The sequence below is a fragment of the Terriglobia bacterium genome, from assembly GCA_020072815.1.
Classification (GTDB): domain Bacteria; phylum Acidobacteriota; class Terriglobia; order Terriglobales; family Acidobacteriaceae; genus Angelobacter.
The window spans coordinates 86,686-107,824 of record JAIQGE010000015.1; the positions used below are offsets into that span (position 1 = coordinate 86,686).

At 59.1% G+C, this 21,139-nt stretch carries 18 protein-coding genes and 1 tRNA gene; 9 read left to right on the forward strand and 10 right to left on the reverse strand.

Annotated features, from left to right (window positions below; translation table 11 throughout):
- Positions 1 to 539 precede the first annotated feature (539 nt).
- From LAO20_18125 to LAO20_18155, 7 genes are all read left to right on the forward strand, one after another.
- Positions 540 to 2,006, forward strand: coding sequence for an MHS family MFS transporter (locus tag LAO20_18125; protein ID MBZ5533351.1), 1,467 nt, complete (start codon positions 540 to 542; stop codon positions 2,004 to 2,006).
- Between the two features lie 163 nt (positions 2,007 to 2,169).
- Entirely contained in the window at positions 2,170 to 4,287 is a 2,118-nt protein-coding gene (gene acs, locus LAO20_18130; GenBank protein ID MBZ5533352.1) for an acetate--CoA ligase, read from the forward strand.
- An 84-nt stretch (positions 4,288 to 4,371) separates the two neighbouring features.
- Positions 4,372 to 5,712: an extracellular solute-binding protein gene (locus LAO20_18135; GenBank protein MBZ5533353.1), complete on the forward strand. Its 1,341-nt coding sequence runs from the start codon at positions 4,372 to 4,374 to the stop codon at positions 5,710 to 5,712.
- Between the two features lie 11 nt (positions 5,713 to 5,723).
- Positions 5,724 to 6,764 carry an ABC transporter ATP-binding protein gene (locus LAO20_18140; protein MBZ5533354.1) on the forward strand — a complete coding sequence of 347 codons (1,041 nt, stop codon included), beginning with the start codon at positions 5,724 to 5,726 and terminating at the stop codon, positions 6,762 to 6,764.
- Entirely contained in the window at positions 6,755 to 7,669 is a 915-nt protein-coding gene (locus LAO20_18145; GenBank protein ID MBZ5533355.1) for a sugar ABC transporter permease, read from the forward strand. Before LAO20_18140 ends, LAO20_18145 begins: the two co-directional genes overlap by 10 nt.
- A gap of 407 nt (positions 7,670 to 8,076) precedes the next feature.
- Positions 8,077 to 8,883, forward strand: coding sequence for a carbohydrate ABC transporter permease (locus LAO20_18150; protein MBZ5533356.1), 807 nt, complete (start codon positions 8,077 to 8,079; stop codon positions 8,881 to 8,883).
- Positions 8,884 to 9,113: 230 nt separating this feature from the next.
- Positions 9,114 to 10,868 (forward strand): L-lactate permease, encoded by a 1,755-nt coding sequence (locus tag LAO20_18155; GenBank protein MBZ5533357.1) that lies wholly within the window; start codon positions 9,114 to 9,116, stop codon positions 10,866 to 10,868.
- A 112-nt stretch (positions 10,869 to 10,980) separates the two neighbouring features.
- Here LAO20_18155 and LAO20_18160 read toward each other — a convergent pair.
- The 4 genes from LAO20_18160 to LAO20_18175 form a co-directional block, all read right to left on the reverse strand.
- Positions 10,981 to 11,070, reverse strand: a tRNA-Ser gene (locus LAO20_18160).
- Positions 11,071 to 11,146: 76 nt separating this feature from the next.
- Positions 11,147 to 11,575: a tRNA adenosine(34) deaminase TadA gene (tadA, locus tag LAO20_18165; GenBank protein ID MBZ5533358.1), complete on the reverse strand. Its 429-nt coding sequence runs from the start codon at positions 11,573 to 11,575 to the stop codon at positions 11,147 to 11,149.
- Between the two features lie 138 nt (positions 11,576 to 11,713).
- Complete coding sequence (locus LAO20_18170) at positions 11,714 to 12,802, reverse strand: agmatine deiminase family protein (GenBank protein ID MBZ5533359.1); 1,089 nt, start codon at positions 12,800 to 12,802, stop codon at positions 11,714 to 11,716.
- A gap of 262 nt (positions 12,803 to 13,064) precedes the next feature.
- The gene (locus tag LAO20_18175; protein MBZ5533360.1) at positions 13,065 to 13,973 is read right to left on the reverse strand and encodes a carbon-nitrogen hydrolase; all 909 of its coding nucleotides are present in this window, start codon (positions 13,971 to 13,973) and stop codon (positions 13,065 to 13,067) included.
- A gap of 172 nt (positions 13,974 to 14,145) precedes the next feature.
- On the opposite strand from LAO20_18175, the gene LAO20_18180 reads away from it, so the two are divergent.
- Positions 14,146 to 15,237: a deoxyhypusine synthase family protein gene (locus LAO20_18180; protein ID MBZ5533361.1), complete on the forward strand. Its 1,092-nt coding sequence runs from the start codon at positions 14,146 to 14,148 to the stop codon at positions 15,235 to 15,237.
- A gap of 19 nt (positions 15,238 to 15,256) precedes the next feature.
- On the opposite strand, the gene LAO20_18185 is transcribed toward LAO20_18180, so the two are convergent.
- The gene (locus LAO20_18185; GenBank protein MBZ5533362.1) at positions 15,257 to 15,478 is read right to left on the reverse strand and encodes a hypothetical protein; all 222 of its coding nucleotides are present in this window, start codon (positions 15,476 to 15,478) and stop codon (positions 15,257 to 15,259) included.
- 274 nt (positions 15,479 to 15,752) lie between these two features.
- Complete coding sequence (locus tag LAO20_18190) at positions 15,753 to 17,012, reverse strand: alpha/beta fold hydrolase (protein MBZ5533363.1); 1,260 nt, start codon at positions 17,010 to 17,012, stop codon at positions 15,753 to 15,755.
- Positions 17,013 to 17,260: 248 nt separating this feature from the next.
- Here LAO20_18190 and LAO20_18195 point away from each other — a divergent pair, with 248 nt between their 5' ends.
- The gene (locus LAO20_18195) at positions 17,261 to 18,094 is read left to right on the forward strand and encodes a class I SAM-dependent methyltransferase (protein ID MBZ5533364.1); all 834 of its coding nucleotides are present in this window, start codon (positions 17,261 to 17,263) and stop codon (positions 18,092 to 18,094) included.
- Between the two features lie 16 nt (positions 18,095 to 18,110).
- Here LAO20_18195 and LAO20_18200 read toward each other — a convergent pair whose 3' ends face one another.
- From LAO20_18200 to LAO20_18215, 4 genes are all read right to left on the reverse strand, one after another.
- Positions 18,111 to 18,656, reverse strand: a complete 546-nt coding sequence (locus tag LAO20_18200; protein ID MBZ5533365.1) for an arginine decarboxylase, pyruvoyl-dependent — start codon at positions 18,654 to 18,656, stop codon at positions 18,111 to 18,113.
- A 39-nt stretch (positions 18,657 to 18,695) separates the two neighbouring features.
- Complete coding sequence (locus tag LAO20_18205; protein ID MBZ5533366.1) at positions 18,696 to 19,688, reverse strand: HEAT repeat domain-containing protein; 993 nt, start codon at positions 19,686 to 19,688, stop codon at positions 18,696 to 18,698.
- Positions 19,685 to 20,137, reverse strand: a complete 453-nt coding sequence (locus LAO20_18210; GenBank protein MBZ5533367.1) for a hypothetical protein — start codon at positions 20,135 to 20,137, stop codon at positions 19,685 to 19,687. The genes LAO20_18205 and LAO20_18210 overlap by 4 nt, the downstream gene beginning before the upstream one ends.
- Before the next feature lie 226 nt (positions 20,138 to 20,363).
- On the reverse strand, positions 20,364 to 20,939 hold the full coding sequence (locus LAO20_18215; protein MBZ5533368.1) for a sigma-70 family RNA polymerase sigma factor: 576 nt from the start codon (positions 20,937 to 20,939) through the stop codon (positions 20,364 to 20,366).
- Positions 20,940 to 21,139: the final 200 nt, after the last annotated feature.

Here is a 21,139-nt window from a genome sequence, read left to right on the forward strand (position 1 = left end):
GGCCTTGGCCCGGTGTGCGGGAAGAGCCGTGAGTATCCTCGCCAGCCTCGGGCGAAAGATGGCGTGCTGCATAATATAGCCGCGCCCGCGAGATTAACAAGAAAAGAGTTAAGCCGCGTGAGGCCCGGCAAATAAATATCGCTAGACGATATTATTTTCAAGCAGATGACTTGATGCCATGCGTCTTCGGGCGCCTCCCGCGACGTGCGCCGCGCGCCATGGCGCATGAATTGCCTTACCGTGTTCGCCGGCAATGGAGTTAAGTGACTGGGAAGAGACGGGCTTAAGCCGGCCAGCGTTCGTGAAAGCAGGGAGAGGGTCCGGTCGTCTCACAACCCTGATGTGAATCAGACAGAGTCCGGTTTTTCTCTTTCCGCTTGACAACTCCGGTAATCCGACTACCCTAGGTGGCCTAATCGAAGGGGCCCGGTTCCCGTCCTGTGGAGCAGGACGGGAAAGTGTTTCTCAGGTACAAGCAACGCAAAAATTCAATGAGGTCAGGCTCTGGCCAGTCTGATCTTTTTTTCCAGGAGGGCCGTATGTCGAGTGTTCCCATGCAGGTGACATCGTCAGACCAGATATCCACGGGGAGAATCTGGCTGGTGATTTTGGCTTCCGCGGTCGGAACGATGATCGAGTGGTACGACTTTTACATCTTCGGCAGCCTTGCGGCTATTCTGTCGCTCAAGTTCTATCCCGTCGGCAACGACACATTCGCGTATATCGCATATTTGGCGACGTTCGCGGTAGGCTTTGTCGTGCGCCCATTCGGGGCGCTGTTTTTCGGCCGCATCGGCGACCTGGTGGGCCGCAAGTACGCTTTTCTGGTGACATTGAGCATCATGGGCGGCGCTACGATCTTGATCGGTCTCCTGCCCACCTATGCCACAGCCGGCTGGTTCTCGCCGATCGCCCTCATTCTCATCCGCGTTCTGCAAGGATTGGCGCTGGGCGGCGAGTATGGCGGCGCGGCGGTGTACGTTGCCGAGCACGTGCCGGACAACCGGCGCGGCTTCTACACCAGCTTCATCCAGATCACGGCGACTCTGGGTTTATTTGTTTCCATTTTGGTCATTTTGGGGACGCAATCGTACATGAGCAAGGAAGATTTCAGCCGGTACGGCTGGCGTATTCCTTTCCTGATCTCGGCCTTCTTGCTGGCCATTTCCATTTACATCCGCCTGAAGATGGAAGAATCGCCGATTTTCGCCACCATCAAAAGCGCTGGCATGAGTTCGATGCAGCCTTTGAAGGATGCGTTCACCAACTGGCCGAACCTGAAGCAAGTGGCCATTTCGCTGTTCGGCGCCACCGCCGGCCAGGGCGTGGTCTGGTATACAGGACAGTTCTTTGCGCTGTTCTACATGCAGACCGTGCTGAAGATCAATCCCAAGACGGCCAACTACATCATCGTATGGGCGCTGTTGTTTGGTATGCCGCTGTTTACGGTGTTTGGCGTGCTTTCAGACAAGATCGGACGCAAGTGGATCATGATGCTCGGCTGCTTGTTCGCCGTGATCTCATATCTTCCGATTTATCACGCCATGCATGATGCGGCGGGCAACAACGTGACCACCTTCACGTCATCCAAGGCCAAGGCAACCGGTGCGACGGTGTTGACGGCGATGACTGTTGATGCGACAGGAAAGCCTGTCCCCGCCAAAGAAGCGGCCAATCCAGACACCAAGAAATTGATCTTCCTGGTCTGGTTGCAAATGATTTGGGTGTGCATGGTGTACGGTCCGATTGCCGCATACCTGGTGGAGGCATTCCCGGCCAAGATCAGGTACACGTCATTGTCACTGCCGTATCACATCGGCAACGGCGTGTTCGGAGGCATGCTCCCGTTGATCGGGATCTGGGTAAGCGCCTCCACCGGCCATATCTACGCCGGCTTGTGGTATCCCATGATCGTGGCCGGCATCACGTTCGTGGTGGGCTCGATCCTGTTGCGTGACACCAGAAATGTCAAGATCTGGCAGGAGGCCGCTGCGGCAGGAAAGTGAACCGCAGATGCCGCTTGCAGACATCCCAGTGGCATAGGTGTAGGATAATCTGTTTCGGACTGGCGGGTGGCAGCCGTTGCCACCCGTTAGTCGTTGCAGGCCCAACCCCCGCGGGCCATAGCGAGTTCGCGCGATTTGATTTCGAAACCAAGAGGTCAAGGCCATGGCTGACGCTCGTGCAGTGAAGGAAAAACAACCGGCAACCGAGGTAAACGAAGCCCAGATCGCCGTCCATTGGCGGGAAGAAGAATACTATTACCCCAGCGCAAAATTCATTGGCCAGGCCAACCTGACTGATCCTGCCGTGATGGAACGCTTCGGAGAGGAGAATTTTCCGGAGTGCTTCCGCGAATATGCCGACCTGCTGAGCTGGGACCAGTACTGGCACACCACACTGGACACCAGCGACGCGCCTTTCTGGAAGTGGTTTGCCGGGGGCAAGCTCAACGTCTGCTACAACTGCGTGGACCGGCACCTGGACAAGCACAAGAACAAAGCCGCCTTTATTTTTGTCGGCGAGCCGGAAGAAGAGCCGCCGCTGTCCATTACCTACCAGGAGTTGTATTACCGGGTGAACGAAGTCGCTGCGTTGCTGCGCGATTTCTGCGGCTTAAAAACCGGCGATCGGGTGACCATCCATATGCCGGTGGTGCCGGAACTGCCCATCACCATGCTGGCCTGCGCGCGGCTGGGCATCATCCATTCGGTAGTGTTTGGCGGTTTCAGCGGTGAAGCCTGCGGCATGCGCGCCGCCGATTCCGGCAGCAACGTGCTGATCACCATTGACGGCTACTACCGCAGCGGCAACATGACGGACCACAAAGAGAAAGCCGACCTGGCTGTGGCCACCGCGGAAAAAGAAGGTCAGAAAGTCGAAAAAGTCCTGGTGTGGCGGCGTCAGGCGGGCAAATATCATTCGGCAAAGCCCATGGTCCAGGGCCGCGACTTCTTCGTGGACGAAATCCTGAAGAAGTATTCCGGCAAGACCGTTGATCCGGTTTCCATGCCGTCGGAAGCGCCGCTGTTTCTGATGTACACCAGCGGCACCACGGGCCGACCCAAGGGATGCCAGCACGGAACGGGCGGATATCTCGCCTACGTTGCCGGGACCACCAAGTACATTCAGGATGTTCAGCCGGAAGACGTCTACTGGTGCATGGCGGACATTGGCTGGATCACCGGCCACTCTTATATCGTTTACGGTCCACTGGCGCTGGCGGCCACCAGCGTGTTGTATGAGGGCGTGCCCAATTATCCTGATGCGGGACGTCCGTGGCGCGTGGCCCAGCGGCTGGACGTGAATATCTTCCATACCTCGCCGACGGCCATCCGCATGTTGCGCAAGGCCGGTCCCGACGAACCCGCCAAGTACAACTACCACTTCAAGCACATGACCACGGTGGGCGAACCCATCGAACCGGAAGTGTGGAAGTGGTATTACCAGGTAGTCGGCAAAGGCGAAGCGGTCATCGTGGATACCTGGTGGCAAACCGAAACCGGAGGGTTCCTGTGCAGCACCAAGCCCGGCATTGATCCCATGAAGCCGGGCAGCGCCGGACCGGCGGTGCCGGGAATTTATCCCGTGATTTACGACGAAGAGAGAAAAGAAGTGAAGCCGGGTTCAGGCAAGGCAGGGAACATCTGTATTCGCAATCCGTGGCCGGGAATGTTCCAAACTATCTACGGCAACCGCGAGCGCTTCGTCCAGCAGTACTACCAGAAATACAACCGCGACAAGACGAGCAAGAAATGGCAGGACTGGCCGTACTTCGCGGGCGATGGCGCGGTGCAGGCGCCGGACGGCTACTTCCGCATTTTGGGCCGCGTGGATGATGTAATCAACGTGGCCGGACACCGGTTGGGCACCAAGGAACTGGAGTCGGCGTGCCTGACGGTGCCTGAAGTCGCGGAAGCCGCGGTAGTTCCGGTGGCCGACGAGGTGAAAGGCCGAGTGCCCGAGGTCTACGTCGCGCTGAAGCCGGGCGTGCCCCATGGCGGGGGCATCATCGAAGAGAAGATCAAGGAAGCCATTGACACGCAGATCGGCAAGATCGCCCGGCCCAGAAAAGTCCATGTGGTGCCGGACATGCCTAAGACGCGTTCGGGTAAGATCATGCGGCGCGTGCTGGCCGCCATCTCTAACAATCTGGATACCGGCGACGTTACCACGCTGGCCAATCCGGACATCGTGGAACAAATCCGTGTGATGGTGCAGGGCGACAAGAAAGTGGTTCTCAAGGATGCGCCGGAAGATTTGAAGCGGTTTGGCGACGAGCGCTAACGGAACCGGCAAGCGAGAAAGCAGGAAGGGCAGTGGGCAGTATCTACGGAAGCAAGTTGTGAACGCTGGACACAGGAGGAACTTATGAAGGATGGCAAGAAGGGCAAGGGCGTATCACGCAGAGATTTCATCAAGATCGCCGGCGCGGGCGGCATCGCCGCCGGTCTGGGCCCCTATTTTTTGTTCCCGGAGCGGGCCGCGGCCCAGCAGAAGACCCTGAAGATTCTGCAATGGAGCCATTTTGTTCCCGCTTATGACACTTGGTTTGACGGGACCTTCGCCAAGCAGTGGGGCGAGAAACATAACACGAACGTGGTGGTAGACCACATCAACCTGGTTGACCTGAATACCCGCGCCGCATCCGAAGCTCAGGCCAAGAAGGGCCACGATCTCTTTATGTTCCTCTCGCCGCCGGCCGCGTATGAAAACCAGGTCATTGACATGAGCCACGTGTACCAGGAAGTGGAAAAGAAGCACGGCAAGAAGATTGACCTGGCGCACAAGTCCACCTACAACCCCAAGACCAAGAAATATTACGCGTTCTCTGATTCTTACGCGCCCGATCCGGGCAACTGGCGGCTGGATCTCTGGGCGGAAGCGGGTTTCCCGAAGGGACCCGATACCTATGATGATCTGCGCGCCGGCGCCAAAAAGATCCGCGACAAGACCGGCCATCCATGCGGCCTGGGGCTTTCCCAGGAACTGGACACCAGTATGGCGATGCGGGCGCTGTTGTGGTCATTCGGCGGCGCCGAGCAGGACATTGAAGGCAACGTCACCATCAACTCGAAAAACACCATTGAAGCGCTGAAGTACATGAAGGCGCTGTACGAAGAATCGGAAACGCCGGAGGTCTTCACCTGGACGCCGCCATCGAACAACCAGGCGATGCTGGCAGGAAAGGTTTCCTACGTAGCCAACGCCATCTCCATTACTCGTCAGGCGGAAAGAGAAAAACTCCCGATTGACAAGGACATCATGATCAGCCGGGCCTTGAAGGGCCCCGTCCGCCGCATTGCGGCCGAGCACGTGATGGACTGCTATGTGATCTGGGACTTCGCGGAAAACAAAGACGGCGCGCAGCAATTCCTGATTGACTATATTGACGCCTTCCATGACGGCTTTGTGGCGGGCCAGTTCTACAATTTCCCCTGCTTCCCCAAGACCGTTCCGGATTTGAAGAAAGAAATTGCCATCGATTCGCGCGCGACGCCGACCAACAAGTACGCTGTGCTGGGCGACGTGCTGGATTGGGCGACCAACGTGGGCTATCCGGGTTATTGTTCGGCTGCCATTGATCAGGCCTTCAAGAGCTGGGTGATTCCAACCATGTTTGCCACGGTGGCGAATGGGAAGGCGACTCCGGAAGATGCGGCCAAGACCGCGGAAACCGAGTACAAGCGCATCTTCGAGAGATTCAAGTAAACGAGGAATGAATGGCCGTCGTTGAAACCCGGAAGCTGACCAAGGTATTCAAACAAGGAGAGCTGGGAGCAGTTAACGAAGTAGATCTGGAGACCCGCGAAGGCGAGTTTCTGGTTTTCCTGGGACCGTCTGGTTCCGGGAAAACCACTCTCCTGCGCATGATCGCCGGCCTGGAAACACCCACGGCCGGCGAAATCCTGATTGGCGGCAAAGTGGTGAACGATCTCACGCCGCGTGAGCGCCGCATTGCCATGGTCTTCCAGAGTTATGCTTTGTATCCACATCTCTCCGTCTACAAAAATATTGCTTTCCCGCTGAAAGCACAGAACGTCCCCAGAAACCTGCATAAAGAGAAGGTGGAGTGGGCGGCTTCACTGCTGGGCATCGGCGCGTTGCTGCAACGCAAGCCGCGAGAACTTTCCGGCGGCGAGCGGCAGCGCGTGGCCCTGGCGCGCGCCATCGTACGCGAGCCCTCGGTCTTCCTGCTGGACGAACCGCTCTCCAATCTTGACGCCAAGCTTCGTCTCTCCGCTCGCGAAGAACTGGAGCGTTTCCATCGCCGCGTAGGCACCACCACGATTTACGTTACTCACGATCAGGTGGAAGCCATGGCCATGGGCGACCGCATCATGGTGCTCAATAAAGGCCTTGTGCGCCAGATCGGCACGCCGAAGGAGGTTTATGACGATCCCGAGGACACCTTTGTCGCTACGTTCCTCGGATCGCCGCCGATGAACTTGATTGAACACGGCGATTTGATTATCGGCTTCCGTCCGGAACATTTCCGGGTGGCTGAAGACATCAAGGATGCCGACAAAGTTACCTTCAAATTCCGCGTGGAAAACGTGGAATATCTGGGAGCAGAGTTCATCTTGTCCGGCTTGTTGACGGGCGGCAAGGCGGACGGCAAGAAGGTGATTGCACGCCTCCTCCTGGGCCACAGCTTTGAAGTTGGCACAACGTATGACTTTGCTGTTCCGCAACGGCAATTGAAATTCTTCGATCGCACCACGGAGAAGAAAGTGGCAGCGAGGGCCGTGGCATGGCAGTAGGCGCAGCCAAGATCAAATCGGCGGGCGCGGCGCAAAGTCCCCTGCTGGGATTTGCCATGTTCACTCCAGCGGTGCTTTACATCGTGCTGCTGATCGGAGCGCCGTTTGTGCTGGCCATCTTTTATGCTTTCAGTGATGCCCGCATCGGCAGCACGGGCCTGCATTATGTGGGGCTGGAGAACTTCCGCAGCATCATGCAGAGCCCGAGTTTCAAGAAAGCCGTCTGGAACTCGGTGATCTTCACTGTCTGCGCGCAGATCATCGTGCTGGTCTGTTCCAACATTCTTTCCATCGCGTTGGAAAAGCCCTTTCGGGGACGCGGGTTTGTACGCTTTCTCCTGTTGTTGCCGTGGGTGGCCCCGGTTTCCCTGGGCACGATTGGCTGGAAGTGGATCCTGGATTCCATCTACAGCGTGATCACCTGGCTGTTAATCTGGCTGGGATTCGTCAACAAGTTTTCGCCGCCCATGTGGCTGGGTGAGGAGAAGCTGGCCATGGCGTCAGTGATCCTGGTGCACTGCTGGCGCTTGATTCCGTTTTCCACGGTCATCCTGCTGGCCGGCAGGACGGCCATTCCCAAGGAGATTCCGGAAGCCGCGGCGATTGATGGCGCCGGTTTCTGGCGCACGCTTTTCCAGATCAACCTGCCCATGATGGTCCCGATTCTCGGCGTCGCGGTGCTGTTCGGCACGATATTCACGTTTACCGACATGGCGGTTGTCTATATTCTCACCAACGGCGGCCCGTATGATTCAACGCAAACGCTGCCCAATCTGGCGTTCAGCCAGGGCATTCAGGGCAGTGATCTGGCCGCTGGCGCGGCGATCTCAGTATTCCTGGTGCCCGTGCTGGTGTTGATTGCGTATTTGATGTTGCGGGTAGCGCATCGCGCGGAGGTCAACTAGTGACGGAAACCACCGCCATCGCGGCCAAGAAGCCTCTGGGAATCACCGTCGTCAGCGTGCTGTTGATGGTTTCCGCTTTTGTGCTCTTGGCGCGCACCATAACCTTGCACGTGGGAGGTTTAGCAGGCTCGTTCAGGATCATCGCGGTGGTGACTTGCCTGCTGCTGGCCATCGGCATCTGGAAGCTGCATCACGGCGCGCGGGTGCTCCTCTTCTTTCTCCTGGTATCCGACATCATCGGCTGCCTCATGGCGCTGTTCCTGTATGCCTTGCGGCAATCCCAGCACCGTCTTGCTTTCATATTGGTGGTGGAGCTCTGCGTTGCCGCAATTGTGCTCTGGTACCTGCAGTCGCCGCGCGTCAAGCGGGCTTTTGGCGGCCTGAATCCCTGGCCGTCCACGGTGAAGATGCTGGTCCTCACCGTATTCACCGGGTTGCTGGCGTTTCCTTTCTACTGGATGGTGATTGCCACGTTCAAGCAGAACATTGACTTGTACGCGATGGACAACAATCCCTTCATCTTCAATCTTCCGCCCACGCTGGACCACCTGCGCTTGCTCTTCATGGAAACGCGCTACGTGCGCTGGTTAGGCAATACGGCGCTGGTGGGGTCCTTGGTAGTGATCATTACGTTGCTGCTCTCGGTCCCCGCGGCGTACGCGCTGGCGCGCCTTACGGGCCGATGGGGAGAGCGTCTGGGCATCGGTATCTTTCTGACGTATCTTGTCCCGCCGACGCTGCTCTTTATTCCGCTGTCGCGCGTGATCGCGATTCTGGGATTGCAGGACACCATATGGTCCCTGGTATTGGTGTATCCCAGCGTAACCGTGCCATTCTCCATCTGGCTGCTGATGGGCTTCTTCAAATCCATTCCCAAAGAGCTGGAGGACGCGGCCATGGTGGACGGGCTCACCCGCTTCGGGGCGTTCGTCAAGATGGTGATCCCGATCTCGACCTCGGGAATTCTCACGGTGGTGATCTTCACTTTTACCCTGGTCACGCAAGAGTTCGTGTACGCGCTGACGTTCATTTCGCCGGAGTCGCAGCAGATGGTCGGCGTGGGCATTCCCATCTTTCTGGTGCGCGGCGATGTTTACTTCTGGGGATCGCTGATGGCGGCGTGCCTGATTGCGAGTTTGCCCGTGGCTTTTCTCTACAACCTGTTTCTCGACCGGTTTATCGCCGGGTTTACCGTGGGCGCTGTCAAGGGATAAGTCGGAACTTGCTTCCGGACGCGATTTTCAGCGTGTTTCTGAGAGCGCGGTTGGCGGTGGAAAGACCTGCACCATTTTCTAAACAAAAGACTTGACAGAACTGCCGTCTGGCCTGAAAGTGTTTCGCGCACTTCCATGTCTCCAACGGTAAGCGTGTGGCTGCGAGGGTAGAAGTGCGCTGAAGCAGTTGCAGAACGGACAAGTCAGGACGTCTTCAACAGGAGAAACCCATGAATTGGACGCAGGTGTATGATCCTCTCGGGCACTGGTGGCTTTCGACGCTCGTGGCAGCGCTTCCCATCATCGTGCTTTTCACCTTGCTGGCGGGGTTGCGCGTCAAGCCGCACTGGTCCGCCTTGGCGGGGGCAGCCACCGCCGTGTTAATCGCAATATTTGTCATCCATATGCCGCCTGAATTGGCCGGCATAAGCTTTGGTTTTGGCGTCGCCTTTGGGCTCCTGAAAATTGCCTGGATCGTGGTGGCGGCCGTTTACCTCTATGACATTGCGGTCGATACCGGGCAATTCGAAATTATGAAGGCGTCCGTTGCAGGAATTACACCGGACCGCCGCCTTCAACTCCTGCTGGTTGCCTTCTGCTTTGGCGCTTTCATTGAAGGGGCCGCAGGGTTCGGCGCCCCAGTGGCGATTGCCGGCGCTTTCATGATTGGCTTGGGCTTCAAACCGTTTCACGCTGCCGCACTCAACCTGATCGCCAACACCGCGCCGGTCGCTTGGGGCGCCATTGGCACTCCCGTTCATACTCTTGCGTCGGTTGTTGGCAATAACCCGACGGAGTCTGACCTGAACGCCATGATTGGACGTATCCTCCCGCTTACCGCGATCATTGTGCCCTTCTGGCTAGTGCGCGCGATGGTGGGGTGGAAAGAGACCTTTGAGGTTTTCCCAGCCATTGCGGTGGTAGGCGTGTCTTTCGCCATCACGCAATATTTATGGGCAAACTACATGGACAGTAATCTGGTGGATATTGCTTCAGGCGTGGTCTCCCTCGTTTGCACGGTCATATTCCTGAAGTTCTGGCACCCCAAGAATATCTGGCGTTTTGAAGATGAACGAGAAGGCGCAGAGGGCGCTGTGTCCGCGGCGAGCGGAACCTCTGCGACGCGCACGGCCACCACCGCTGGCGGCCACAGTTTCGAAATCCATAGCTACTCCGCAGGCCAGGTGGCCAAGGCATGGCTCCCGTTTGCGGTCCTATCCCTGTTCGTGCTGTTATGGGGACTTCCCAAAATCAAGGGCCCCTTGAATGACGCCACGACGCCCAACTGGAAAACCAATAAGGGTTGGAACGTTCCCAAACTCAATAACGCAGTTAGCCGCGATGTGCCTGTGGTAGCTGCAACCACCCCGCCGGAGAAGCGGCGCGAGGCGGCAAAATATGACTTCAACTGGCTTACAGCGACCGGTACGGCCTGCTTCCTGGCTGCAATCCTGGGTGGGCTCCTTTCCGGCGTAGGCCCCGGGCGACTGGTGCGGATTTTTGGACGTACGCTTTATCGAATGAGATTCGCTGTGATTGCCATCTCTGCCATGCTGGGGCTGGGCTTTGTCACCCGATATTCCGGTACGGACGCCATACTAGGGCTCGCGTTTACGCGTACGGGATGGTTCTATCCGTTCTTCGGGACATTCCTCGGTTGGCTGGGTGTGGCCTTGACGGGCAGCGATACATCATCCAACGCTCTGTTCGGCAGTTTGCAGAAGATCACTGCACAGCAGCTGAATTTGAGTCCGACCCTCATGTGTGCGGCCAACAGTGCGGGCGGCGTCATGGGCAAGATGGTGGACGCGCAATCCATCATTGTCGCTACCTCGGCCACCAACCAGGTCGGCAACGAAGGCATCATCTTCAAGTTCGTAGTGTGGCATTCCATCGCCCTGGGAGCCATCGTCGGCTTGATTGTCATGATGTACGCTTACGTCTTCCCGAACCTGATTCCGCACGGGCTTACCTTTATCAAGTAAGAGTGAGCTTCTCAGGACCAGAAACGCCGTCCGAAAGGGCGGCGTTTGTTATTTCCACAATCCTTCAATTTGGTGTCCGATTCAAGTCTGAAGAGACGGGTCTTCGGAGATCTGGCGGAGAGGGAGGGATTTGAACCCCCGATACCCTTTCAGGTATGTCCGCTTTCGAGGCGGATCGTTTCAACCACTCACGCACCTCTCCGCGCCGTGAGAATTCGTGGTCACCAACTATTTTAGCAGGTGGGGCCAAGCCTAGGCAGCCAAGCGTCCCGTTCGCCCTAACGCCGGTTGCGGAAGAACTCTTTGAGCAGTTCCGAACACTTGTCCGCCAAAACGCCTGAAGTTACTTCCATCGTGTGGTTAAGTCCAGGATGGTTGATCACTTGCAACAGGGAACCGGCCGCGCCAGCCTTAGGATCACTGGCCCCGTACACCAGACGCGTCACTCGAGCGTGAACCAGCGCGCCAGCGCACATGGCGCAGGGCTCAATGGTGGCCACCATCACGCAGTCCGCTAGGCGATGGTTCCCCAGCCTCTCGCCGGCTGCGCGCAGAGCGACGATCTCTGCGTGCGCGGTGGGATCGTGGTCGCGAAGGTTACGGTTCTGTCCCCAACTCACCAGCTCGCCATCTTTGACCACCACCGCACCCACGGGCACTTCGCCGGCCTCGGCCGCCAGGCGGGCCTGGCCCAGCGCGAGTTCCATCCAGGCGGCGTCGGCTGCGGCGCCTTTCGCCGGCGGGGATTCGGGTTGGCGAGTATCTTTCGGCATCGAAGAGGAATTGACCCTACGCGTCCCGATTCTACCGCAGAGCTGAATGCCGAGAGGCCGGACCAGCACTACTCATGCCGGCTGCTGTTGCGTAGCGCAGTGGATGGCGCCCAGTCCCCAGATGAAATCGCCGCAGTGGATGCCGACGATCTCATGTTTCGGCAACACGCCGGCGATGATGTTGAGCGCTGTGCGGTCAGCAGGATCATTGAACGTGGGCGCCAGCACCAACTCATTGGCGATGTAGAAATTCGCGTAACTGGCCGGCAGTCGCTGGCCTTGGAAGACCACAGGCCGCGGCATGGGGAGGTCAACGATCTGAAGCTTGCGGCCGTGCACGTCAGTGGCTGCGCGCAGGCGGCGCAGATTCTCCTGTAGCGGCTCGTAGTTGGCGTCGCCGCGGCTGGGCTCGACCACGGTGAGCACCGTGTCCGGCGCGACGAAGCGGGCAATGTCGTCCACGTGGCCGTGCGTGTCGTCGCCCACAATGCCGCGGTCCAGCCAGATGACTTTCTCGACCGCAAGATAGTCGGCGAAGATTTGCTCAAGTTCTTTCCGCGAGAGTCCCGGATTGCGCTGCTGCACTTTGCTCAGCAAGCATTCTTCGGTCGTGAGCATCAGGCCCTGGCCGTTTACATCAATGCTGCCGCCTTCCAGGACCACGTGATACGGCTTGCCGTTCCGCAGGATGGCGGGCGTGAACTGCCGCAGCTTGAGCTTGCGCGCGATGCGGTCCGGCAACTGGTTGTCATATTTCCAGTTGGAATACTTGGCCCAGGCGTTGAAGCGCCAGTTGGTGGCGGCAACACGGTTGTCGCCAGAGTCGCGAACCAGGAAGATCGAGCCGGAGTCGCGCGTCCAGCCGCGATTGGTTGGCCAGGCATGGAACTTCACCCGCTTCAGATCAATCTGGGCGCGGCGAAGAACGTCGCGCGCCTGGGCTTTCACGGCAGCGTCACGCAGGACGATATTTACGTCTTCCACGCGCCCCAGGTGGCGCACGATGTCGGCATACACCCAGGGGATGGGGCCAAATTTTCCCGGCCAGTCAGAGCGGTTCTGCGGCCAGCCAATCCATGTGGACGCGTGGCGCTCCCACTCGGCGGGCATGCGGTAGCCAAGTGCGCGAGGGGTTTCAGTCGTAATACTTTTCGGTCCCATCACGCGACGATGCCTTCACTGTATGGAAGGACTGGCAGCGCAAACTCACGCAGGTGAAACCACTCTGTAGGTCCAACACCTTGAAGTGTCAAGTCACGGAACTGCCGAGAAAACGCCTCAAAACAGCATGGTTGGGCTGCGACCTTTGGGGTCCTTCGACGCGCGCTCATCGCGCGATGCGCGACGCGCACTTGCTCAGGATGACAGGACGGAGAGAGTAATGTCACCATAACCATTCTCGATGGCGCCGTTGCTCTCGTTATCAATCCAAGAACCTCTGGGTGATGCCGCCGTAGCTGTCAATGCGGCGGTCGCGCAAGAACGGCCAGTTGCGGCGGACGTCTTCCAGCAACTTCAAATCGCATTGGCCGATCAGGATCTCTTCTTTGTCGTGCGAAGCCTGGGCCATAATGCGGCCGAAGGGGTCGCACAAGAACGATCCGCCCCAAAACTCCAGGCCTTTGCCGGGGGCGCGGCTGCCGCGAATATCGCCGAACTCGTGGCCCACGCGGTTCACCACCGCGACAAACACGCCGTTGGCGATAGCGTGTGCGCGTTGCATGGTCCGCCAGGCGTCATGCTGGGCTTCGCCGTACTCGGCCTTTTCGTCCGGGTGCCAGCCGATGGCCGTGGGATAAAACAGGATGTTCGCGCCTTGCAAAGCCGTAAGTCTGGCGCCTTCGGGATACCACTGGTCCCAGCACACCAGTGCACCCAACCGGCCGAACGTGGTATCAAACGCCTTGAAGCCGAGATCGCCGGGCGTGAAGTAAAACTTTTCGTAGTACAAGGGGTCGTCCGGAATGTGCATCTTGCGGTAGATGCCCTTGAGGCTGCCGTCGGCTTCGATGATGGCGGCGGTGTTGTGGTAGAGGCCGCGCGCGCGCCGCTCAAAGACTGACGCCACCACAACAACCTTGAGTTCGCGGGCGATGGCCGCCAGCGCGTCAGTCGTGGGGCCGGGGATTGGCTCAGCCAGGTCGAAGAGCGCATGCTCTTCCCGCTGGCAGAAATACTGCGTGCGGAACAACTCCGGCAGGCAGATGACCTGCGCTCCCTGCTTGGCCGCCTCGCGGACCTTTTCGCAGGCCCGGCGAAGATTCAAGTCCGGGTCAGGCGAGCAGGACATCTGGATTAGGCCGACGGTGAAGCTGTCAGAAGACAATCGCATTCCCCCGCAATTGCGAAGATTGCCAAAATTGCCAAAATCGCCGTAATTGCCAAAATTGAAAACCAGCACGACTCATCCGCAACCGCATTCTAACAAACCACTCCGTTTGACTCTCGCGTAACAAACCAATTACTTTTTCTTGTTTCCCATTTATCTCCCCTGAGGTGACCCGTTGGCCAAGAAGCAAGAAGGCGCAGGCATTGATCGCAAGCTGCATGACCCGGTAAAAGACAAGCTCTCTCCTGTGTTTCCGCTGGATCTGTCCAAAGTCAAAAGCATCAATGACCTGATTCGCGGCATGGCGGACACGGCTTTCACCGGGCGCCAACTGGGCGAATCGGTAGACGTTCTGGAGGCCATGGCCCGCGACAAAGAGTGCTTCGTGGTCATGACCCTGGCCGGCGCCATGACCGTGGCCAAACAAGGGCTGATCATCTGCGACCTGATTGAACGCGGCCTGGTCAACGCCGTGGTCTCCACCGGAGCCCTCATGGCCCACGGCCTGGTGGAAGCCACCGGGCAGAAGCATTATCGCTACGACCCCCGGATGAACGACGTGGAGCTTTACGAAGCCGGCTACAACCGCGTCTATGACACGCTGGAGCCGGAAACCAACCTGGACCACGTTGAGCTGGTGATGGAAGAAGTGCTGGGCAAGTGGGACCCGCAGCAGACCATGTGTTCCTGGAAGCTGAACCGGGCCATCGGCGAGCATCTCAAGCGTCACGCCAAAGGCCGGGGGATTCTCAAGTCAGCGTTTGAAAAGCAGGTCCCGGTTTTTGTTCCGGCGTTTACTGACTCCGAACTGGGTCTGGACGTTGCTCTGGCCAATCGCATGCGCGCCCGCAAAGGGCAGCAGCAACTGCACTTTGACCCATTCCTGGACCTGAACTATTTTGCGGAAACGCTGTTGCGACAGCCGCGCCTGGGGATTTTTACCATTGGCGGCGGAGTGCCCCGCAACTGGGCGCAGCAGTTTGGGCCGTATTGCGAACTGCGCGTGCGTCGCGCGGGAGAAGACGTTCCCCTCAAGCGGTATCACTACGGGGTGCGGGTATGTCCGGAGCCGGTGCATTGGGGAGGGCTGTCAGGTTCGCCTTATTCAGAAGCAATCTCCTGGGGCAAGTTTGTTCCGCCGGCGGAAGGCGGCAAATTCGGAGAAGTTTTTGTGGACGCTACGGTCGGCTTGCCGATTATGGTCGCAGCGCTGTTGGAGCGGCTGGGGAAGAATTACAAGAAGGCTGGACCAAAAACAAAATCCTGAGCCAAACCAGAAAGAACGATTACTCCGCGGTCCTTGCCAAGGGACGGCGTCGGTTGGCGGCCCGCAATGTCTTGGGCGCGGCCGGGGGCTGCAGCGGCCACAGCGCTCCGTTGGCCAGCCATACAAAGGTCTCTCGCGGGGCAACCGGGAATGCGAGCAGCTTGCCGCGCAGGGCTTCGGGCGTCCAGCGTGGTTCCGGACGATGCCGTGCCGGAATGTAGAACGCAATTATCTTCGCCATGACGACCTCCTGGCTGTGACCGCTTTGGCTGGAAATGCTTTCAACCCAAGCTATCGGCACTCTTACAAGCATGTAGCGTGCCAAAAGAAAAACCGCCGATTACGGTAGGACTAAGTGATTGGATTGCGCCAAATCACTCAATTCCTATGCGTTATTTGATTCATACAGCGCAGGGAAGTTACGGCAGGATTTAGTTGGCCGGTGCACCCAGGTTTCGAAGCCCGTAGGGGCCGCTGCTCTCGGCGGGGTGCGTCCGGCACTCAGCGAGATAGTTTCAGCCGGCCAGATGAGCGTGCGTGACGTTGCATCCCAGGAACGTGGCTAACTCCTCGCGGAACAACTGCCACGCTGGTTCTCCTGCCAGGAGGATGTGATTGCCGCTGGCGAGCGGAACAAACCTGGCGCCCGGAATCTCCGCTGCCAAGATCCGGCCTTCTTGCGCGGGCGCCACCCGGTCGCGATCGCTATGGAAAACGATGGTGGGCACGGACACCGAGGGCAACAGCGAACGCACGTTGATGTCGTCACAAGCTCGCATGGTCTTGACCAGATTCGCCGGTGCGACCGAGATGAGTTGCAGATCGTTGAACCAGCGTTGGTCTTCAGGTGTGGCTTGTTCGGGAATGTAGAGGTTAGTCACCATCTGAAAGAACGAGGGGTTGGTTTTCCCCCAATTCACCTGGACCAGGGTTTCCAGGGCGCGCCGCACCTCAACGGCGTCGGAATGTTCCCGGTGGTGGGCCCCTCGCGAATACCCACCCAGCAGGACCAGATGGCTGACGCGCTCGGGATGCCGCACAGCGTAGGCAATGGCGATGGCCCCGCCCTGCGAATGACCCATCAATGCAAACTTCTTGAGGCCGGCGGCGTCCACAACGGTTTCCAGGTCATGCACCCAGGCTTCGAAGGAAATATCCTCCATGTCCCATTCGGAGAGACCGTTGCCGCGCCCGTCGTAACGCACAATGCTGTGGCCCTCGGCCAAATCCCTGATCCAGTGCCGCCAGATGGGGCTTCCCCATTCGAAGTCCAGGTGATTGAAGCAATTGGCGACTTTGACCAGCGGATAGCCCGTCCCCACTCTGGCGTATGCCAGGCGCACTTTGTCCGGGGTGACGCAGAACCGGATCTCCTGGCGGTTTGAGGGCGCCGTAGACGCAGGTTCCGCTTCGCGAACTTTGGCCAGTGGCTGTGGTTCCGGCATGCTCTCGACAACCGGCGCGGCAAAGCGATATCCCACGCGCGGCACAGTTTCAATGAAAGATTGGCCGTTGGCCTGCTCCCCCAGCGCTTTGCGCAGCGTGGAAATATTGCGGTCCAGGTTGTTTTCTTCCACGGTGGTCTCGGGCCAGACGGCGCTCATCAAGTCGCGTTTAGAGACCAGCGTTCCGTGCCGTTCCACCAGGACCCGCAATGTATGAAATGCCTTGCCCGTCAGCGGCACGGAGCGGCCTTCGCGCAGCAACCGGTGTTCCCTTAGCTCCAGCCGGAAGGGGCCAAATTCATAGACGGTATGGGCTCTCTCGGAAGTCATGCTGTCAGAAAAATAGCAGAAAAGAATCAGTCTTGCCAAAGGACGCCAAGTCACGTTCAGAGAGTTAATGGGAAGCGACGGGAAGCGCTCTGGCGCACTTGGAGATTGTAGCCGACAGGCGGCCCGACGGAGAAAATAAGCTCGGTCGAAACCTTGGGCGCGGGCGCTGGGAGTTGGGCAGCGACAAGTGGAACGGGACCGACAGTGCGGAATTCAGAACGCAAAACAACATAAAGGAGATGACCAGGATGAGTGCGATTGCGAAAGAGATACTGACCACCGCTGAGGTTGAGCAACTTAAGATTCGCCTGAAGACCACGTGGATGGCCGGCGACTATGACCGCTTCGCCCGCTACATGGAGAAGGACGCGGAGGTGTTTTTCCGGCGGCTGGGCGTCACGCCGGGAACCCGCTTGCTCGACGTGGGTTGCGGGGCCGGACAACTGGCTTTGATCGCCGCCCGGGCGGGAGCACAGGTGACCGGTTGCGACATCGCCACCAACTGGATCGAAAAGGCCCGGGCGCGCGCGGCCGCCGAGGGACTTGCCGCGACCTTTCAAGAAGGGGATGCCGAAGCACTGCCGTACGAAGATGCTCAGTTTGACGCGGTGGTCAGCATATTCGGAGCCATGTTTGCGCCGAACCCGGAGCTGGTCGCGGCCGAACTCACCCGCGTATGCCGTCCCGGCGGAATGATCGCCATGGCCAATTGGACACCCGGCGGGTTCATCGGGCTAATGTTCAAGACGATTGCCCGGCATATCGCACCCTCCGGCATGCCATCGCCCGCGCTGTGGGGGGACGAAGCGACTGTGCGGGACCGTCTCCAGAAAGGAATTGCCGGTGTGAAGTGTGCGGTGCGGGTCTATCACTTTGACTATCCGTTCTCGCCCGACGAGGTAGTGGAATTCTTCCGCATCAACTACGGTCCCATGGCGCGCGCTTTCGCATCACTCGACGGGAATGGCCAGGCGAAGCTGCGGAACGATCTGGTGAGCCTGTGGTCCGCGTACAACAAAGGCGCCGGCCATACCACCAAGGTTGAAGCCGAATACCTGGAGGTGGTTGCGACACGGGGCTGAAGATGCCACAACGTTGCTATTCAAAAATCAAGATCGCGGACGCAATCACCGTGATCCACTTCCCGTGCTTGTCACCCACGCCGCTCTGCGTCATGTTGGTGGTGCGCACGATCTTGTTGGAGATGCGGTAGATCTCTTTTTTCTCGTCCCAGGACTTGTCGGGATCAAACTCCACGTTGAGGGTGGTCGCGAGCATCTCCGCGGCCAGTTCCTCGGCGTATTCGCCGGCTTGCTCGTCGGTCTCGCCGAAAGAGTGGTGCTCGCTGAGATAGCCGTAGGTGCTGCGGTCGGCGGGCATGGCCAGGCCGATGCTGGCTGCGGTGAGCCGGTGCGGCTCGCGCGTGGAGTTCTCCGCCACCACGGCGAAGGTGACTTCGCCGGGATGCAGAAACTTCACGCCTTCCTTGCGCGAGATCAGCTTGCAATGCGGAGGGAAGATGGACGAAACCCGGACCAGATTCTGCGCGGCAATGCCGGCATCACGCAGCGCAAGCTCGAAAGACGTGAGGCGTTCCTTGTGCTTGCCGACTCCCTTGGTCAGAAAGATCCGCTTGGGAACCATGTCTAGCCCCAATGTGTGTGCCCTCCAGAAAAATGGTTTTTAATCGAATGAAAAAAATAACACACGCAAGCCGGGAGCGCGGGCAATTTGCGCGATGGTATCCACGTCGTCACAGATGGCCAGGGCCTGGATGAGGCTCTCCTTGTCATCGGATGAAGTGGTGCTCTGGTAGAGCTGTCTTAGTTCGCTGTGCGCGTCCATGGCGCCAAGCTGGTGGATGGCGGAGCGCCGCAATTCAGGATCTTTCTCCGAGCGCAGGACTGCCAGGACGCTCTCCTTCGCATCGGAGGTCATGAACGCCTGCAGGACCGCTCTCTTCACCTTGGGGTCAGATGCGCTGTTGTAGATCCCCTGCAGAACCGGGATGTCCTCCTTGGCGTCGGTAATGCCAAGCTGGTGGATGGCCTTGACCTGCAAGTCCGGTCCGGACTGCCCTTGGGCGACCTTCTTTACGATGTCCTGCGCCTTGGGAGAATCGCTCTGGGCGAGGACAAACAGTGCCCGGTCCTTCAGCCGCATGGAGTGATTGGCCTTGAGAAACTCCGCGAGCATAGGGATGGCGCGCTCGGAGTCGGAGTTCATCAGGCCGTTTAGTGCCAGCAGCTTCAGGTCCTCATCCTGCTCCTTCTCGGGATTGGCAGGCTGGCCGCTGGCCTGACGGATTTCGACCTCCAGGGCCCCGGCATCCTTGAGCCAGGTGCTGCGCGCGTACAGGCGTCGCAGGTCGGCGATGACCTTCAAAGCGTCGGAACGGCGCGCCAGCTTGTTTAGCGCATAGGCCTTCCAGTAGAGCCCGGCGTCAGCACGATCGCCCTTCAGGTCGGCGAGCTGGGTGAAAGTGTCGACCGCGTGCTGCCAATCGCTCTGGTTAAGCTGGTCGCTGCCCGCCTTGTAAAGCTGGTCCTCGCGCGGGTTGTCGGTGGGACCCATGGCGGGAAGCAGCGAGTTGGACGGCACGGGCGGCGTCTGCTGCGCATACGCCACAGCGGAAGCGAATAAGACTGCTGCAATAAGAAACGTCTTGCACTTCATATGGTTGGCCTCGATGTAGACGGATTGTCCTTGGGTTGATTGGGTCGAATCTGACTCTGCACGTTGGACTGCACGACGCGCACCTTGAACAACAGTCCCTGCGACTCGATGCGGCGCTGGATCTCCTGCAATTGCGCCTCGTTCAGCGGCGTGGGCTGATGGGCAATGTCCACCAGCACACGCTCCAGCTCATCCAGAACGGCGGCGGTAGAGGTATCGCCGATGTTCTGCGCGGTCTGGCGATAGAGGCGGTTGGCGGCAATCAGGTCGTCCGCCCGCTGGCGCTCGTCCCCGCCGGATGGCGCATGCGTCAGCTCGACCAGCAACATCTGCGAGCGGTCGGGGTGAGCGCCGAGAGCCAGCAGCAGCACGCGCTCGCGCACCTGCTGCGCCGAGGCAGTTGATTGCGGCGCCGGATAGCGCCCCAACGCTGCGGAAGCTGCCACCATGGCCGGCGCGCGGACGCCTCAGGCAGGTGGGCGCGAATGCGGTTCCAGACCACAGTGCCGTAATCGCCGGGCCGCTCCGGAACCGCAGGCGCAGACACCGCCTTCAGCAGACGCGAAAGCTCTTCAAACTGGGCGCGGCACTGCGCGCACCCCGCCATATGGCGGGCTGCGCCGGCGACAGGCTCACCGTAGAAGTGCAGAATCAGTTCGTCGTGGCTGAGGTGGTTCATCGTGCGGGCCTCACTACGGGTTCGAGCGCGCGGCGCATCTTGTTGACCGCGCGCAGCACGCTCTGCTTGGCGGCGCCTTCCTTGACCTGCAGCGCGGCCGCAATTTCTTCGATGGGGCGGCCCTCGAAGTGGCGCAGTACGAAGGCGGTGTGTTCCACCGGGCTCAAGGTCTTCATGGCCGTGTCGATTCGGGCCTGCAATTCGCCGCTATAGGCCAGAGCTTCGGGACCCGGGCGAGGGGAGAGCAAGCGCTCCTCGGGCGGATCTTCATCGTCCTGGGCGACCGGAGCCGGCTGCGGTTGGGTCTTGCGGCGCTCCAGCGTGGTCAGGGAACAGTTGGTGGCGATACGGAACAGCCAGGTGGCCATGCTGGACCGCGATTCGAAGCGGTCCAGGCCGCGATAGGCGCGCAGGAAGGTTTCCTGCACGACGTCTGCCGCGTCGTCCTCGTTGCCGGTCATGCGAAATGCCAGTGAGAAAACCATCTTGCTGTACCGCTCCACCAGGACACGGAAAGCTTCTCGGTCACCGCCGAGTACGCGGGTCAGGGCCGCTGCGTCTTGGCTTTCCATTCGTCCCATTAGACCGGCCGTCGCGAAGACGGTTAGTAAGGCAGATACGAGATTCGGGCTGGGAATGGTTATACGCCCGGGGAGCAAGAGCCAACCCGTCGGCCATCGGTTCGATTCCGGGAATGTGAGCGACTTAATGTGACCGTTATCACCGCCAACCGGCCCTGGCCCGCCTATCATTCGTGCTATCACAGGTTGGG